The organism is Sphingomonas flavalba, assembly GCF_004796535.1.
GTDB lineage: Bacteria > Pseudomonadota > Alphaproteobacteria > Sphingomonadales > Sphingomonadaceae > Sphingomonas_L > Sphingomonas_L flavalba.
Map to the genome: position 1 here is coordinate 187,405 of NZ_SPHY01000003.1, position 16,158 is coordinate 203,562.

The 16,158-nt window shown below is 67.4% G+C and carries 14 protein-coding genes; 5 read left to right on the top strand and 9 right to left on the bottom strand.

Annotated features, from left to right (window positions below; all coding sequences use genetic code 11):
* Positions 1-10: 10 nt before the first annotated feature.
* From tuf to E4A53_RS04685, 8 genes are all read right to left on the bottom strand, one after another.
* Positions 11-1,201, bottom strand: coding sequence for an elongation factor Tu (tuf, locus tag E4A53_RS04650; protein WP_136161925.1), 1,191 nt, complete (start codon positions 1,199-1,201; stop codon positions 11-13).
* 76 nt (positions 1,202-1,277) lie between these two features.
* Positions 1,278-3,353 (bottom strand): elongation factor G, encoded by a 2,076-nt coding sequence (fusA, locus tag E4A53_RS04655; RefSeq protein WP_136161926.1) that lies wholly within the window; start codon positions 3,351-3,353, stop codon positions 1,278-1,280.
* 59 nt (positions 3,354-3,412) lie between these two features.
* Complete coding sequence (gene rpsG, locus E4A53_RS04660; protein WP_136161927.1) at positions 3,413-3,883, bottom strand: 30S ribosomal protein S7; 471 nt, start codon at positions 3,881-3,883, stop codon at positions 3,413-3,415.
* Positions 3,884-3,913: 30 nt separating this feature from the next.
* On the bottom strand, positions 3,914-4,285 hold the full coding sequence (gene rpsL / locus E4A53_RS04665; RefSeq protein WP_136162068.1) for a 30S ribosomal protein S12: 372 nt from the start codon (positions 4,283-4,285) through the stop codon (positions 3,914-3,916).
* A gap of 218 nt (positions 4,286-4,503) precedes the next feature.
* The gene (locus E4A53_RS04670) at positions 4,504-5,826 is read right to left on the bottom strand and encodes a dicarboxylate/amino acid:cation symporter (protein WP_136161928.1); all 1,323 of its coding nucleotides are present in this window, start codon (positions 5,824-5,826) and stop codon (positions 4,504-4,506) included.
* Positions 5,827-5,881: 55 nt separating this feature from the next.
* Positions 5,882-6,481 carry a phosphatase PAP2 family protein gene (locus E4A53_RS04675; RefSeq protein ID WP_239018132.1) on the bottom strand — a complete coding sequence of 200 codons (600 nt, stop codon included), beginning with the start codon at positions 6,479-6,481 and terminating at the stop codon, positions 5,882-5,884.
* A gap of 44 nt (positions 6,482-6,525) precedes the next feature.
* Positions 6,526-6,858 (bottom strand): DUF3140 domain-containing protein, encoded by a 333-nt coding sequence (locus E4A53_RS04680; RefSeq protein ID WP_239018133.1) that lies wholly within the window; start codon positions 6,856-6,858, stop codon positions 6,526-6,528.
* A 42-nt stretch (positions 6,859-6,900) separates the two neighbouring features.
* Complete coding sequence (locus E4A53_RS04685; RefSeq protein WP_275401795.1) at positions 6,901-8,163, bottom strand: Xaa-Pro dipeptidase; 1,263 nt, start codon at positions 8,161-8,163, stop codon at positions 6,901-6,903.
* Between the two features lie 205 nt (positions 8,164-8,368).
* Between E4A53_RS04685 and E4A53_RS04690 the strand changes: the two genes are divergently transcribed.
* From E4A53_RS04690 to E4A53_RS04710, 5 genes are all read left to right on the top strand, one after another.
* Positions 8,369-9,208 (top strand): lectin-like domain-containing protein, encoded by an 840-nt coding sequence (locus E4A53_RS04690; RefSeq protein ID WP_168694309.1) that lies wholly within the window; start codon positions 8,369-8,371, stop codon positions 9,206-9,208.
* A gap of 128 nt (positions 9,209-9,336) precedes the next feature.
* The gene (locus E4A53_RS04695; protein ID WP_136161933.1) at positions 9,337-10,179 is read left to right on the top strand and encodes a metal-dependent hydrolase; all 843 of its coding nucleotides are present in this window, start codon (positions 9,337-9,339) and stop codon (positions 10,177-10,179) included.
* Between the two features lie 109 nt (positions 10,180-10,288).
* Positions 10,289-10,657: a PDZ domain-containing protein gene (locus E4A53_RS04700; RefSeq protein WP_136161934.1), complete on the top strand. Its 369-nt coding sequence runs from the start codon at positions 10,289-10,291 to the stop codon at positions 10,655-10,657.
* On the top strand, positions 10,647-11,333 hold the full coding sequence (locus tag E4A53_RS04705) for a winged helix-turn-helix domain-containing protein (protein WP_136161935.1): 687 nt from the start codon (positions 10,647-10,649) through the stop codon (positions 11,331-11,333). The genes E4A53_RS04700 and E4A53_RS04705 overlap by 11 nt, the downstream gene beginning before the upstream one ends.
* Positions 11,330-12,697 (top strand): HAMP domain-containing sensor histidine kinase, encoded by a 1,368-nt coding sequence (locus E4A53_RS04710; RefSeq protein WP_239018134.1) that lies wholly within the window; start codon positions 11,330-11,332, stop codon positions 12,695-12,697. Before E4A53_RS04705 ends, E4A53_RS04710 begins: the two co-directional genes overlap by 4 nt.
* A 58-nt stretch (positions 12,698-12,755) precedes the next feature.
* On the opposite strand, the gene E4A53_RS04715 is transcribed toward E4A53_RS04710, so the two are convergent.
* Positions 12,756-16,097 carry a trifunctional glycoside hydrolase family 18/polysaccharide deacetylase/glycosyltransferase family 2 protein gene (locus tag E4A53_RS04715; protein ID WP_136161936.1) on the bottom strand — a complete coding sequence of 1,114 codons (3,342 nt, stop codon included), beginning with the start codon at positions 16,095-16,097 and terminating at the stop codon, positions 12,756-12,758.
* Positions 16,098-16,158 lie beyond the last annotated feature (61 nt).

Below are 16,158 nucleotides of genomic sequence, written 5' to 3' on the forward strand. Positions count from 1 at the left end.
CGACCTGATATTACTTGGTGATCGAGGCGACAACCCCGGCGCCGACGGTCCGGCCGCCTTCGCGGATCGCGAAGCGCAGGCCCTGGTCCATCGCGATCGGCGCGATCAGCTTGACGCCAAGCTGCACATTGTCGCCGGGCATGACCATCTCGGTGCCCTCGGGGAGGACGACCTCACCGGTCACGTCGGTGGTGCGGAAGTAGAACTGCGGGCGGTAGTTGGCGAAGAACGGCGTGTGACGGCCGCCCTCGTCCTTCGACAGCACGTAGACTTCCGAGCTGAACTCGGTGTGCGGGGTGATCGAGCCGGGCTTGGCCAGAACCTGGCCGCGCTCAACCTCGTCACGGCCGACGCCGCGGATCAGCGCGCCGATGTTATCGCCGGCCTCGCCCTGATCGAGCAGCTTGCGGAACATCTCGACGCCGGTGACGACGGTCTTCTTGGTGTCCTTGATGCCGACGATCTCGACTTCCTCGCCAACCTTGACGACGCCGGTCTCGACGCGGCCGGTGACGACGGTGCCGCGACCCGAGATCGAGAACACGTCCTCGATCGGCATCAGGAACGGCTTGTCGAGCGGGCGCTCCGGCTGCGGGATCCATTCGTCGACCGCTTCCATCAGCTTCAGGATCGCGTTCTTGCCGATCTCGTCGTTGCTGTCTTCCAGCGCGGCGAGAGCCGAACCGCGGATGATCGGAATATTGTCGCCGTCGAAATCGCGCTTCGACAGCTCTTCGCGGATTTCCAGCTCGACCAGCTCGAGGATTTCCTCGTCGTCGACCTGATCGACCTTGTTCATGAACACGACCATGGTCGGCACGCCAACCTGCTTGGCGAGCAGGATGTGCTCCTTGGTCTGCGGCATCGGGCCGTCGCTGGCCGACACGACCAAGATCGCGCCGTCCATCTGCGCGGCGCCGGTGATCATGTTCTTCACATAGTCGGCGTGACCCGGGCAGTCGACGTGCGCATAGTGGCGCTTGGCGGTCTCGTACTCGACGTGGCTGGTGGCGATGGTGATGCCGCGCTCACGCTCTTCCGGCGCCTTGTCGATGTTGTCGTAGGCGGTGAACGTCGCGCCGCCGGTTTCCGCCAGCACCTTGGTGATCGCCGCGGTCAGCGACGTCTTGCCGTGGTCGACGTGACCGATGGTGCCGATGTTGCAGTGCGGTTTGGTCCGCTCGAACTTCGCTTTCGCCATTTTTCCTACCTTCTTTCAGATCCGTTTTCCGAGCGAACCGCCCGAGGCGGAGGCGCCCATAACCATAAATCCAGCGTTATGCCAGCTTCGCCTTCACCTCGTCGGCGACGTTGGCGGGCACTTCGTCATAATGCGAGAACTGCATCGTGTATTGCGCGCGCCCCTGGGTGAACGAGCGCAGCTGGTTCACATAGCCGAACATATTGGCAAGCGGGACCATCGCTTCAACCGCGGTCGCGTTGCCGCGCGTGTCCGTGCCCTGGATCTGGCCGCGCCGCGAGTTGAGGTCGCCGATGACGTCGCCCAGATAATCTTCCGGCGTCACCACCTCGACCTTCATGATCGGCTCGAGCAGCTTGATGCCGGCCTTCTGCGCCGCCTCGCGCATGGCTGCGCGGCCGGTGATCTCGAACGCCAGCGCCGACGAGTCGACGTCGTGATAGGCGCCGTCGGTCAGGTGGATCTCGAAATCGATGATCGGGAAGCCGATCAGCGAACCGGTCGCCGCCGTCTCGCGCATGCCCTTCTCGACCGACGGGATATATTCCTTGGGAATATTGCCGCCCTTGACCTCGTCGAAGAACTGGATGCCCGAACCGCGCTCGCCGGGGACCAGCGAGACCTTGACGCGGCCGAACTGGCCGGAGCCGCCCGACTGCTTCTTGTGGGTGTAGTCGATGTCGACCGGCTTCGCGAGATACTCGCGATAGGCGACCTGCGGCGCGCCGACATTCGCCTCGACCTTGAACTCGCGCTTCATGCGGTCGACCAGGATCTCGAGGTGAAGCTCACCCATCCCCTTGATGATGGTCTGGCCGCTCTCGGCATCGCTGGTCACGCGGAAGGACGGATCCTCGCGCGCCAGACGGTTGAGCGCGACGCCCATCTTCTCCTGGTCGGCCTTGGTCTTCGGCTCGACCGCGACCTCGATCACCGGATCCGGGAACTCCATGCGCTCCAGGATGATCGGCGCGTTCTGGGCGCACAGCGTGTCGCCGGTGGTCGTGTCCTTGAGCCCGGCCAGCGCGACGATGTCGCCCGCATAGGCTTCCTGGATGTCCTCGCGGCTGTTCGCATGCATCAACAGCATGCGGCCGACCTTTTCCTTCTTGTCCTTGACCGAGTTGGTGACGGTCGAGGCCGCCTCCAGCTTGCCCGAATAGACGCGGGCGAAGGTCAGCGTGCCGACGAACGGGTCGTTCATGATCTTGAACGCCAGCGCGGAGAACGGCGCGTCGTCCGCCGCCGGGCGAGTGTCGTGGGTCTCACCGTCAAGCTTGACGCCCTCGACCGGCGGAATGTCGAGCGGCGACGGCAGATAGTCGATGACCGCGTCGAGCAGCGGCTGGACGCCCTTGTTCTTGAACGCGGAGCCGCACAGCACTGGCACGAACGAGAAGTTCAGCGTGCCCTTGCGGATCAGCCGGCGCAGCGTGTCGGCGTCCGGCTCCTGCCCGTCGAAGAATGCCTCCATCGCGGCGTCGTCCTGCTCGACGGCCGCCTCGATCAGCGCCTGACGGGCCGCGGCGGCCGCGTCCTTCAGGTCGTCGGGAATATCCGTGATCTCGAACTTGGCGCCCAAGCTCTCCTCGAGCCAGATGATCGCGCGGTTCTCGACCAGGTCGACCAGCCCCTTGAAGCTGCTCTCGATGCCGATCGGCAGATAGAGGACCAGCGGGCGCGCGCCGAGGCGGTCGCGGATCATGTCGACGCAGCGCTCGAAATTGGCGCCGGTGCGGTCGAGCTTGTTGACGAAGCACATCCGCGGGACGTGATATTTCTCGGCCTGGCGCCACACCGTTTCCGACTGCGGCTCGACGCCGGCGACACCATCGAAGCAGGCGACCGCGCCGTCGAGCACGCGCAGCGAGCGCTCGACCTCGATCGTGAAGTCGACGTGACCGGGCGTGTCGATGATGTTGACGCGGTGATCGCGCCAGAAGCAGGTCGTCGCGGCCGACGTGATCGTGATCCCGCGTTCCTGCTCCTGCTCCATCCAGTCCATCGTCGCGGTCCCCTCGTGGGTCTCGCCGATCTTGTAGGACTTGCCGGTGTAATAGAGGATGCGCTCGGTCGTCGTCGTCTTGCCGGCGTCAATATGCGCCATGATGCCGATGTTGCGATATTTCTCGAGCGGATGGCTGCGGGCCATGATCTGAAACTCCGATGCCGGGGCGACGACGGCGCCGCCCCGGCCAGGTGGTGACTGTTTTACCAGCGATAATGGCTGAAGGCGCGGTTCGCCTCGGCCATGCGGTGCGTGTCCTCGCGCTTCTTCACCGCGTTGCCGCGATTCGCCGAAGCGTCCATCAGCTCGCCCGACAGCCGCGCGGCCATCGTATGTTCGCTGCGCGCGCGCGCCGCCGCGATCAGCCAGCGGATCGCCAGCGCCTGCGAACGCTCGGGGCGGACCTCGACCGGGACCTGATAGGTCGCACCGCCGACGCGGCGGCTGCGGACCTCGATGCCCGGCTTCACATTGTTGAGCGCGTCATGAAACACCTGCAACGGGTCCTTCTTGGCACGCGCCTCGACGGTGTCGAGCGCGCCATAGACGATGCCCTCGGCAACGGCTTTCTTGCCGTCGAGCATGACGCTGTTCATGAACTTGGAAAGAACGATATCCCCGAACTTCGGATCGGGCAGGATTTCCCGCTTCTCGGGGCGACGACGACGAGCCATTGGCTGAATCCTTCGTTGAAAGGCCTGATCTTACTTCGGGCGCTTGGCGCCGTACTTGGAACGGCTCTGCCTGCGGTCCTTGACGCCCTGGGTGTCAAGCACGCCGCGCAGGATGTGGTAGCGCACACCGGGAAGGTCGCGCACGCGGCCGCCCCGGATCAGCACCACGGAGTGCTCCTGAAGGTTGTGGCCTTCGCCGGGAATGTAGCTGATGACTTCGCGGCTGTTGGTCAGACGGACCTTGGCGACCTTGCGCAGCGCCGAGTTCGGCTTCTTCGGGGTCGTCGTGTAGACGCGGGTGCAAACGCCGCGCTTCTGCGGGTTCGCCTCCATCGCAGGGACCTTCGAACCGGCCTTCTGCGGATCGCGGCCCTTGCGGACCAACTGGTTAATCGTCGGCATGAAGCCTTCACCTTTCAAGCGGTTACTTTGCCGGAGCCCGAAAACGAACCAACACAAAAGAGCCATGGGACCGTTCGACCCCTTGGCCCTCGCATGACCCGGCAATGTTCAAGCGCGCCCGCCAATCCGCGCACGTCTCCGATGACGAGTCCGCGGGCGAGGGCGGCCTATAGCGATGGAGTCGGAAACGGTCAACCGGGCGCCCCGGCGCCGGCCGGTCAGGCGCCGAGTGCCATCGGCGTGCCGTCCGGGCCAGCGGCATAGGCGGCTTCGTCCAATATCCCCTCGCGCTTGGCGACGACGGTCGCGACCACCGCCTGGCCGGCGACGTTGACCGCCGTCCGCCCCATGTCGAGGATCGGGTCGATGGCGAGCAGCAGGCCTGCGCCTTCCAGCGGCAGGCCCAGCGTGGTCAGCGTCAGCGTCAGCATGACGATCGCCCCGGTCAGCCCCGCCGTCGCCGCGGAGCCGACGACCGAGACGAAGACGATCAGGAAATAGTCCGTCACACCCAATGGCAGGCCGAAATATTGTGCGACGAACAGCGCGGCGATGGCAGGATAGACGGCGGCGCAACCATCCATCTTCGTCGTCGCGGCAAGCGGGATGGCGAAGGCGGCATAGCCGCGCGGCACGCCGAGCGCGCGTTCGGTCACCGCCTCGGTCACCGGCATCGTGCCGATCGACGAGCGCGAGACGAAGCCGAGTTGGATCGCCGGCCATGCCTTCTCGAAGAAGCGCAGCGGATTGAGGCCGTGAAGCGCGAGGATCGCCGGGTAGACGACGGCTATGACCAAAGCGAGGCCGATATAGACGGCGGCGGCGAACCAGCCGAGACGGGCCAGCGAGTCCCAGCCGTACAGCGCGACCGCCCGGCCGAACAGGCCGATCGTGCCGATCGGCGTCAGCCGGATCACCCACCACAGCAGCTTGCGCACGATCGCCAGCGCCGACTGGTTGAAGGCAAGGAAAGGTTCGCCTGCCGCGCCGGTACGCAACGCAGCCACGCCGACCAGGATCGAGATGACGACGATCTGCAAGACATTGAACGACAGCGTCGTCGTCGCGCCGCCATCGGCCAGCCTGGTCGACACCGCCAGGCCGAGCCAATTGGCCGGCACCAGCCCTTTCAGGAAATCCAGCCAGCTGCCCACTTCTCGCGGGGCAACCGCCGCAGCCGCGTCGACGCCGCTGCGCAGGCCGGGCTGGAGCACGGTGCCAAGGACCAGCCCGATACTGACCGCGATCAGGGCGGTGAGCGCGAACCACAGCAACGTCTGGGCAACCAGACGCCCGGCATTGTTCAGGCTGCGCAGATTGGCGATGCTGGCGACGATAGCGGTGAACACCAGCGGCGGCACCAGCGCCTTCAGCAATTGGATGAAGATGGTGCCGGTGGTATCGAGCGCCACCGGCAACCAGCTTCCCGCCGGCATGCCGCGCGCGATCAGCCCGAACAGCAGGCCGAGCAGCATCCCGGCCAGCACCTGCAGGCCGAAGCTGTCGAAGAAACGGGTCGCGGGGCGAGCGGAACCAGCCATCGCGCTCAGGTGCGCTTTTGATCCGTGATTACAACATAGTTTGCCTTGGGGGCGGTCAAGCCCGGCTGGGCGCCGACCCAGCCAAAGCCCGGCCGGCGCACGCAAAGCCGGCACCGAGCAGCCAGCCGGCCAGCACATCGCTTGGCCAATGCACGCCCAGAACGACGCGCGATACGCCGATCAACGCGACCACGACCAGCGCCGGCACCGCCAGACGCCGGTCGACCAGCAGCACGAGCAAGAGCCAGAATGCCATGTTGCTGGCGGCATGGCCGCTCGGAAAGCTGAGGTCCGACACCCGGTCGAGATGCGCAAGAAGGTCGGGGCGCGGCCGTGCGAATCCCATTTTCAGCCCGCTATTGGTGACGGCGACGGCGGTCATCGTGCCGACCAGCACCGCCGCTGCCCGGCGGCGCCCCTTCCAGACCAGCAGCCCTGCAATCGCGACGCCGGCGAGGCTGCGCGGCCAGCCGTCCCCCACATGGGTCGCCGCCAGCCACAAGCCGGCGGAGGTGCGCCAGCCGGCCACCGCGTTGACGACACGCGGATCGAATCCCGGCGTGCCGGCGACAGTGATCCATAGCCCGAATGCCAGCGCCGCCGCGATCAACAGCGCGCCGGCCAGCAACCACGCGGTTCGGTGCGATGCCGCCAAGCCTTCTTCCATCCTCGCCATCGTCGCGGGCCGGCACCCGGCGGTCAATACTTCAGCGGATCGTGTCCCCAGTTCATCAGCGAATAGCGCCAGCGAGAGGTGACGTCATTCTCCGGCCGCTGCGCCAGATGGCGCCGGCAAAAGCCAACCACCTTGCGCATGTGGGCATAATCATCATCGCGCAACGCCGCCACCGGCGTCCGCAGCAGGACGACGATACGGCGGCCGGATGCATGGCCGATGCTCTCGCGGGTAGGATCGCCGTCCTTCCATCCCACCCGCCGGCTTTCGTCTGTTTCCAGCCACGCGGCCAGTTCCGTCGCCGTCATGTTCACGGCAGTCTGGAAATCCCGGCAGATCTGGTCCCGATCCGACATTGTCATCGCCGCTGAACACCGCGCTGGCCGACACGTTCCACCCTAGTCGGCCTGCTTGACCAGCGTACCGCCCTTGATGACCACGGTGACTTTCTGGAGTTGGCGGATGTCCTGCAGGGGATCGCCGACGACCGCGATGATGTCGCCATAGCGGCCGACCGCGATTGCCCCGACATTGTCGGCCTGGCCAAGCGCCTCTGCCGCGTTTCTGGTCGCCGCCTGGATCGCCTGCATCGCCGTCATGCCCCATTCGACCATCTTGGCGAATTGCTTCGCATTGTCGCCGTGCGGATAGACGCCGGCGTCCGTGCCGAACAGCATCGGCACGCCGGCGCGGACGGCGCGGCGGAAGGTCTCACGCTGGAGGCGGCCGATCATCCGTTCCTTCTCCAGGCTTTCCGGGAGGGTGCCGTTGGCCTCGCCGGTCGCCAGAATATAGTCGTCATTATAGATATCCATGTCGAACCAGGTGCGGGTCTTGGCCGCCAGCGCGATCGTCGCGTCGTCGGCCAGGCTACAATGCTCGATCGTGTCGATGCCGGCCTCGATCGCGGCGCGTATGCCGGCATTGCCATGGGCGTGGGCGGCGACCTTCAATCCCAGCATGTGCGCCTCGTCCGCGATCGCCTTCATTTCCTCACGTGTCAGTTGCTGGCCGCCGACCGAATCACCGAGCGAGAACACGCCGCCGGTCGCGCAGATCTTGATCACCCGCGCGCCGTATTTGTGCAGCCAGCGCACCTTCTGCCGGCCGGCCTCCGGGCTGTCGACGGCCGATGGCGAGACGCGATCCATGCCGGGCGGCAGGCCGGTTTCGTCGCAATGGCCGCCGGTCGCGCCGATCGCATAACCGGCGGCGGTGATCCGCGGGCCAGGCACATAACCGCCGTCGATCGCCTGACGCAGGCCGACATCCTGGAAACCCGCCGCCCCGACGTTGCGGACCGAGGTGAAACCGGCCTCCAGCGTCCTTTTCGCATTGGCGACGCCGACCGCGCTCCAGAAGCTGTCGCTATATTGCAGGCCGCGATAGCCGCCGATCTCGGCCAGGCTGGTCAGGTGGACATGCATATCGATCAGGCCGGGCAGGATCGTCTTGCCGGACAGGGTGATTCGTTTCGCATCAGCTGGAATCCGTGGCGTACCACCAACCGAGGTGATCCGTCCGTCGGTGATGACCACCACCGGATCGGCGACCATCCGTCCGGCCAGCACGTCGACCATCCGGTCGGCGGTGACCACGATCGTTTCGGCCCCGGCCGGAGCGGTAGCGAGCGCGGCCGCCATCAGCATGAAAAAGCGCATGTTTTCGTCCCCTGTTCCGACCCGCATGGATGCACGTTCCCACACCCCGCTGCAAGCCGCGACACACGGCGCACAGCCCGCCGAGCCCGTCGCATTCCAGGACATGTTTTTCGTATTTACCGCGTTTGAAAAACGTGGTTTCCAACATGGAAGTCATATCCTTCGGGCACGCAGAGTCAGCAACCTCGCTTTTAGGGGACATGTGATGAAGCGCGCAGTTTTCCTGGCCGCCGCCCTGCTTTCCGCACCGGCGACCGCAACCACCATTCAGTATGCCAATTTCGACTCAACCGCCGGGCTGCAACTGAACGGCAACGCCGCCGCGGCGAACGACGGCAGCCGCAACGTGCTGCGCCTGACCCCGGCGCTCAGCGGGCAGGCTGGCGGCGCCTTTTCCGCCACGCCAATCGCCCTGTCGGGCGACTATAGCTTCAGCACCCGCTTCACGTTCAACATCAACCAGTATGGCGGCCTGGCCGGCGGCGCCGACGGCCTGGTCTTCGTCATCCAGACCAACCCGACCATCCTTGGCGGCACCGGCGGCGGCATCGGCTACGAAGGCACGCCGAACAGCATCGGCATCGAGTTCGACACGTTCAACAACGGCGGCGGCTACAACGACGCCAACGACAACCATATCGGCGTCGATCTGGGCGGCAGCATCACGTCGGTCTATACTTTGAATACCCTGCCCTACACGTTGAAATCGGGAACCGACCTGACGGCGTGGGTCGACTATGACGGCGCCAACGACCTGCTCGAGGTCCGTTTCAGCGATTCCGGCAACCGGCCGATAGCGGCGCTGTTCAGCTATACCGTCGACCTGAACGCGGTGTTGAGCGCGCCGAACGCGTTCGTCGGCTTTTCCTCCGGCACCGGGTCGGGCTGGGCGAACCACGACATCGTCAACTGGGAGTTCCGCGACACCTATGCGCCGATCACCGGCGGCGTGCCGGAACCGGCGACCTGGGCGATGCTGATCGCCGGCTTCGGCCTGGTCGGCGGAGCGCTGCGCGGCCGGCGGCGCACGACTGCCCTCGCCTGAGCGGCGACGCGGCGAAGGGACGGGCGCCGGCCGGGGTGGGCCGGCGCCCGTTTTTGCACGCCACGCATGGACGCTACCGCCGCGCCCCGGCTATAAATCGGCGGCGGCGGGCTCGGGATGGCGGACGGATGACGGACAGCGACAGGACAATCACCGTGCGGCGGATGGCCTTTCCCTTCTCCGCCGACATGGAGCGGGTATTCATCCGCAACGATCCGGCCGGGTCCTACCTGTTCCTCGGCACCTGGATGATGCTGCCCTATCTGGAGCCGTATCTGATCCGGACGATGGGCCAGGCGCTGCCGCACGTCACCGACCCGGCGCTGAAGGCCGCGATCCGCGGTTTCTGCGCGCAGGAGGGCGAGCACCACCGCCAGCACGCCCGCGCTAACGACGTGATCCGTTCTCTGCGCCCCGGCTTTGCCGCGTTGAAGGCGCTGGAGGCGGAACTGGACGCCGAATATCGCAGCTTCACCAGAACGCGGTCGCTGGCGTTCAACCTGGCCTATGCCGAGGGGTTCGAGGCGCTGACCTGCGCCACCGCCTGCACACAGTTGCAGCTTGGCGCGTTCGACCGAGTCGACAGCCCGCTCGCCGCGCTCGCCAAATGGCATGTGATGGAGGAACTGGAGCATCGCAGCGTCGCCTTCGACGTCTATCGCCATATCGTCGGCGGCTGGCGCCGGCGGGTAATCGCCGGCATCCGCGCCCAGGCACATTTCATCCGCTGGGGCCTGCGCTTCGCCCGGCTGATGCGCGAGGCGGACGCGGAGACGATGGCCGCCTATGACAGCCCGGCCCAGCGCGCGGACCGCAACGCGTTCAACCGGCTCTACCTGCGCCACTTCCTGCCCCGCGCGCTGCGCATGCACATGCCTTGGTACGACCCGGCGCGCATCGCCCTGCCCCCGGCCTATGAGGAAGCACGGCAGCATTTCTCCGCGGTCGCGACCGAAGCTGCGCCTGTGTGAAACATTGGTCATCCGCTGCCCACCTCGACGACAGACGGCCGGCAGCATGCTGAAGCGGGGACATGGGAGATAATCGGGAATGACCGCCGCGCGCAGGCTGGGAGGCACGATGCTGCTGCTTCTGGGCATCGCCATGGCAGGCTGGCTGATCCATCTCCACGCCGCCGGACAACGCCCGCCGTCGGCAGGCAACGCCGCACTGCCCGGTGTGACGTTGGAGCCGGCAGCGCGGCCGGATCGACCCGGCCTGCTCGTCACCAGCCTGCGCACGACCGGAGACACAGCCCAGCACGCCCTGCGTGTCGGCGATCGGATCGAGGCGATCGACGGACGGGCAGTCGCCTCGCTGCGCGACATCACCCGCACGGTCGATGAGGACAGCAATCCGGTATTGACGCTGCGCCTCAGACGCGGCGATCAACGGATCGACGTGCGGATCGATCGCCGCGCGGAAGGAGTGAGCGCGCATGGCGCATAGGATCCTGCTGGTCGAGGACGACGCCGCGACGTCGGCCTACATTGCCAAGGGCCTGATCGAGGAGGGCTTCGTCGTCGACGTCGCCGACAATGGCCGCGACGGCCTGTTCCACGCCACCGGCGGCGACCACGACGCGATCATCCTCGACCGAATGCTGCCCGGCATGGACGGCATGGTCGTTCTCGCCGCACTGCGCGCCGCCGGGGTCGAGACGCCGGTAGTGCTGCTGTCGGCGCTCGCCTCGGTCGACGACCGCGTCGGCGGGCTGACCGCCGGGTCCGACGATTATCTGACCAAGCCATTCGCCTTCGCGGAGTTGCTCGCCCGGCTGCGGCTGCTGCTGCGCCGCCGCCCCCGTAGCACGGCACCGGAAACCCGGCTGGTCTGCGACGACCTGGAAATGGACCTGCTGTCGCGCAAGGTCAGGCGCGGCGGCGCACCGATCGACCTCCAGCCGCGCGAATTCAAGCTGCTCGAATATCTGCTGCGCCACCAGGAACAGGTCGTCACCCGCACCATGCTGCTCGAAGGGGTGTGGGACTATCATTTCGATCCCGGCACCAACGTCATCGACGTGCATGTCAGCCGGCTGCGCAAGAAGCTGGACGACGGCCATCCCCGCCCGCTGCTGCACACGGTGCGCGGCGCCGGCTACCGGCTGGGCCTCGGCGATTGACCCCGGCGCGCGGCCTGTCCGCGATCGCCCGTTCGGCATCGTTCCGCTTCGCGGCCCTCGTCTTCATCCTCCAGCTACTGTCGGCGGGCGCGATCCTGGCGACGGTTCGCCAGTTGATCCTCGACGAGCTGCTGGGCGACAGCCGCGCGCTGTCGGTGGAACTACGCGACGACCTGCTGTCGACCTATGGCAGCGGCGGCGACGCTGCCCTCGCCGGCGCCATCCGCGCGCGGCTGGTCAGTGCCGGCAATGCCGACACGGTATTGCTGCTCGCCCGCGCCGACGGCCAGCCCGTCGCCGGCAACCTTGGCGCCTGGCCGCCCAACATCACCCCTGGCGCGCCATGGCGGACCATCGACCTGTTTCGGGTCGGCAGCGCCCGGCCGGAACGCATGGAGCTGGTGTCGGCGGCGCTGCCCGGCGGCGACCGCCTGCTTGCCGGCCATGTCGTCGAGAACAGCCTGAAGCTGAACCGCGTGGTCGAGGCCGCGCTGCTCAGCGCTTTGCTGCTGGCGCTGCCGTTGGCGCTGATCGGCGCATGGGCCGCGGCGCGGCTGATCGACGGCCGGCTGCGCAACATCGCCGCGACGGCGCGCGCCGTCGGCGGCGGCGACCTGTCGCACCGGGTGGTGCCGGACGGCAGCGGCGACGCGTTCGAGGCGGTCGGCCTGTCGATCAACGCGATGCTGGAACGGATCGAAGCGCTGGTCAGCGAATTGCGGATCGTCACCGATGGCCTGGCCCACGATCTGCGTTCACCGCTGACCCGATTGAAGGCGACGCTGGAGCGCGCGCTGGGCGAAGCGCGAGACAGCAGCGGGCAGACGGCGCTGGCGACGGCGCTAAGCGAGGCGGATACCCTACTGACCATGCTGTCGACGGCATTACAGATCAGCCGCGCCGAAGCCGGCATCGGTCGCGACCGCTTCGCTATCACCGACCTGACCCGGATGCTCGGCGACCTTGTCGAGATGTACGGCCCGCTGGTCGAGGAACGCGGCCTGACCATCGCCCAGGACCCGGGCGCGCCACTACTTGTCCCCGTCCATCGCGAGCTGCTTGGCCAGGCGGTTGCCAATCTTGTCGACAACGCCGTCAAATATGGTGCCGGACATATTCAGCTGGCGGCGGCGCCCACCGCCGACGGCGCTGAGATCGTCATCGCCGACGGCGGCCAGGGCATCCCCGCCGAGCGGCGGGCCGAAGCAGTCCGCCGCTTCGGCCGGCTCGATGCCGCCCGCCATGTCGGCGGCGCCGGCCTTGGCCTGGCACTGGTCGCCGCGGTCGCCCGGCTGCACGGCGGCACGTTGACGCTGGAGGATAACGGGCCCGGCCTGCGCGTGCGGATGACACTGGCGGCGTAAGCTTAGAGTTTGTCCGCATCAGGTGGAATCGACACCGGCCGCTTGAACAGGACAAACTCTAAGCGGCAGCCGCAACCGTGCCGGTGCGTTCCAGCTTGCCCCAGCCGACCCGCGGCCCACCGGCGGCGGCGGCGACCGCGCGGATCACGACCGAATACATCAACTGGCGGTAAACGAAGCGCTGGGTAAGGAGGAGAAGCAGCGGGTAGCGCCGTTCGCGCGGGTCGAGCCGATAGGCGATCCAGCCGCAGACCGCGTCGATCGCGGTGAACGCCAGCCAATATACGGCCATGCGGATCACGTCGGTATGGGTCTGTGCCCAGCCGTGCTGCTGCACGCGCATGATGGTCGCGATCGCACTCGCCACCAGTGCAAGGTCGATGACCGGCGAGATCAGCGCGAACAGGATCTGAAACAGCCAAGCTTGCGGCAGGCCGACCAGCGCCAGCCCCTGCGGCCGCCCCGTGCGCAGCACCGCGCGGTGCTTCCACAGGCATTGCAACGTACCGAACGCCCAGCGAAAACGCTGGCGGGCAAGGGTGCGGAAGCTCTGCGGCGCCTCTGTCCACGCCACGGCATCGGCATCGTAGGCGACGGTCCAGCCGATCCGCTGGATGGCAATGGTCAGATCCTGGTCCTCGGCCAGCGTGTCGACCGGATAGCCGCCTACCGCGTCGAGCGCGGCGCGGCGCCACGCCCCGACCGCGCCCGGCACGACGGTGATCGCGCCGAAGCGATCGAGCGCACGCCGCTCCAGGTTCTGCGCGGTGACATATTCGACCGATTGCCAGCGTGTCGCGAGGTTGACCTTGTTGCCGACCTTGTCGTTGCCGGCGACGGCGCCGATCGCCGGATCGGCGAACCAGCGGACCAGCCGGGCAATGGTATCCGGCTCGAACTGCGTGTCGGCGTCGAGCGCGACGACGATCTCCCCCCGCGCCAGCGCCAGCGCACGGTTGAGCGCTGCCGCCTTGCCGCCATTCTCCAGTGTCAACAACCGCACCCGCTGTTCGCCGGCGAAGCTGGTCGCGACGATCGCGCTGGTGTCGTCGACGGAGCCGTCGTCGACAACGATCACCTCGATCCGTACATCGCGGCTCGCGAGCACTCGCCGGATGGAGGCAGCGATCACCCGCGCTTCGTTATAGGCGGGGATAATGACCGAGACGAAGCGGGCGGGGTCGACGGGCGGCGGCACCCGGCGATTGCCGGGCAGGGTGGAGCGTACCGCCAGCACCGCGATCAACACCGCCCGACCGATGCCCAACGTGATCGCGACGAAGAACAGCCATTTGAGCAGCCAGCCGAGCGCCGCGACCGCCAAGAAGATGCCGACGTCGGCGCGAACGGCGACCAGATCGGACCCGGCGACCGGCGGCATCGCCTGCGCTACGCTCAGCCCGGCCAGCGCCGAGACGGGAACGAAGCGATAGCCCCGCGCCCTGAGGCCGTCGATGATCGCCGGCAGCGCCGCCACCGTCTGCGCCCGCACGCCGCCGCCGTCGTGGAGCAGCACGATCTGGCCCGAACGTTCTGCATTGCCGGCCTCCACCTGCCGCAGCGCGTTGCGGATGATCGCGGCAACGCCGGGCGTCCGCCAATCCTCCGTATCGACATGCAGGCCGACATTGACGTAACCGGCCTGCTGCGCCTGCAGGGCCGGGCCGAGTTCGTCCGCCGTGGTCGGTTCGGCATCGCCGAAATAGGGGGCGCGGAACAGGCGCATCGACCGGCCCGTATAGGCCTCGATCAGCCGCTGGGTGGCGTTCAGTTCGATCCGCATGCCGCGCGGCGATTCGAGCGCGAGGTTGGGATGCGTGTAGCTGTGGCTGCCGATCTCGCTGCCCTGCGCCAATATATCGCCAAGCAGCAGCGGATGCTCCATCGCGTTTTCGCCGATGACGAAAAAGGTCGCCGGCACCCGTTTTCGCTTGAGGATGGCCAGGATCTTCGGTGTCCAGTCGGCATCGGGGCCGTCGTCGAAGGTCAAAGCGACCAGCCCGGGGCGGTAGCCGGTCCGGCGCACCACGTAAGGCGTGGGCAGCGCACCGTAACGCTCGTCGCGGATCAGGCCGTCGGCATCGCTGACCACCATGCGATGGCCGGTGGTCGGCGCACTGTCGATGTGGACGATCTCGCCATTGCCCTCGACATCGACATTGCCGACCGGGGTGATCGCCGACAGGTCCGGCGGGTGGGCGTGGCCGTAGGCGGCAAGCGCCGGCCAGACGCCGGGATCCTCGCTGCCCAGCCGCCACAGCGCGACGCCGCCGACCCCGGCGACGCGCGCGGCACGGAGCTGGTTCCACGCGGTTGCCGCGTCGAGCATCCACACCCGATGCGGAACGCCATTTTCCTCATAGGCGAAGGTTGGGTTGCCGCTTGCGGCATCGAACGCGATCGCGGCGCCACTGTCGTGGGCGACCAGCCACGCCTCCTCGACGGTCAGCGCATCGACGGTGCCGTGCCAATCATAGGCATAGCTGCCGATCGCCAGGATCGCCTTCGGTCCGGCGGCGCGCATCGCCGCGCGCAGTTGGGCGACGAACCATGGCTGGGAGGCGATCGGCCCCGGCGTGCCGCCAAGCCAATGCTCGTCATAGTCCATGACGAACAGCCGGTCGGTGACCCGGGCATAGGCGGCGATATCCCAATCGGCATCGCCGACCGGCACAGTCGCGGCAACGACCAGCCCCTGTAAGGCGAACCGCGCCCGCGCCTCAGCCAGGAAACGGCGATAGGGGCGCTGCGCCGCCGGCGGCAGATCCTCGAAATCAAAGACGATGCCGGCTCCATGCTCGGCCGCAACCATCGCCGCGGCGCCGTCCAGCAGGCGCGCGCGCGCCGCTGCGTCGGCGAACAGCGCGGCCGCGCCTGCCCCGTCCCAATGGCCGGCGGCACTGTTCTGGATCATCGGCAGCACCTTCGGCCGGCGCAGTTGCCCGGTCATGATCCGCGAAAAGGCGCGATCATGCGTGTAGACGAACCGGTGATCCGCGCCGATGACGGAGGCGAGGCCGGGCACCACCCAGTCGAGCTGGCCGACATGGTGGCGCAGCGACGCGCGGCTGGCGTCGTCCCACGGCACATAGAAGGCGGCGGTAAGCGGATTGCCGGCACCGCGCGAAGGTGGTGCCGCCGGCAACCACAGGCCAAGCCCGCGCCCGGCAGCATGGACGCCGCGGGTCAGCCGGCGGCGGATATGGGCGATCTGGGCGGGAAGCGGCCGGGGCTGCGGCCGTTCGACTCCCAGCGGCAGCGGATCGGGGACCGGCACTTCTGCGATGGTCGCGCCAAGCACGACGGCGGCGGCGGCGATCAGCAACAACAGCAGGAACAGGCCGCGCAGCAGCCATTTGCGACGCCGGCCGCTCGCATCGAAGAAAACCGGCCTGGTCATCGCGCCGCGCCCCGTAGCGCGGAACGGCACCCGGTAACGGGGGCCCCAGGTGCCGTTCCGC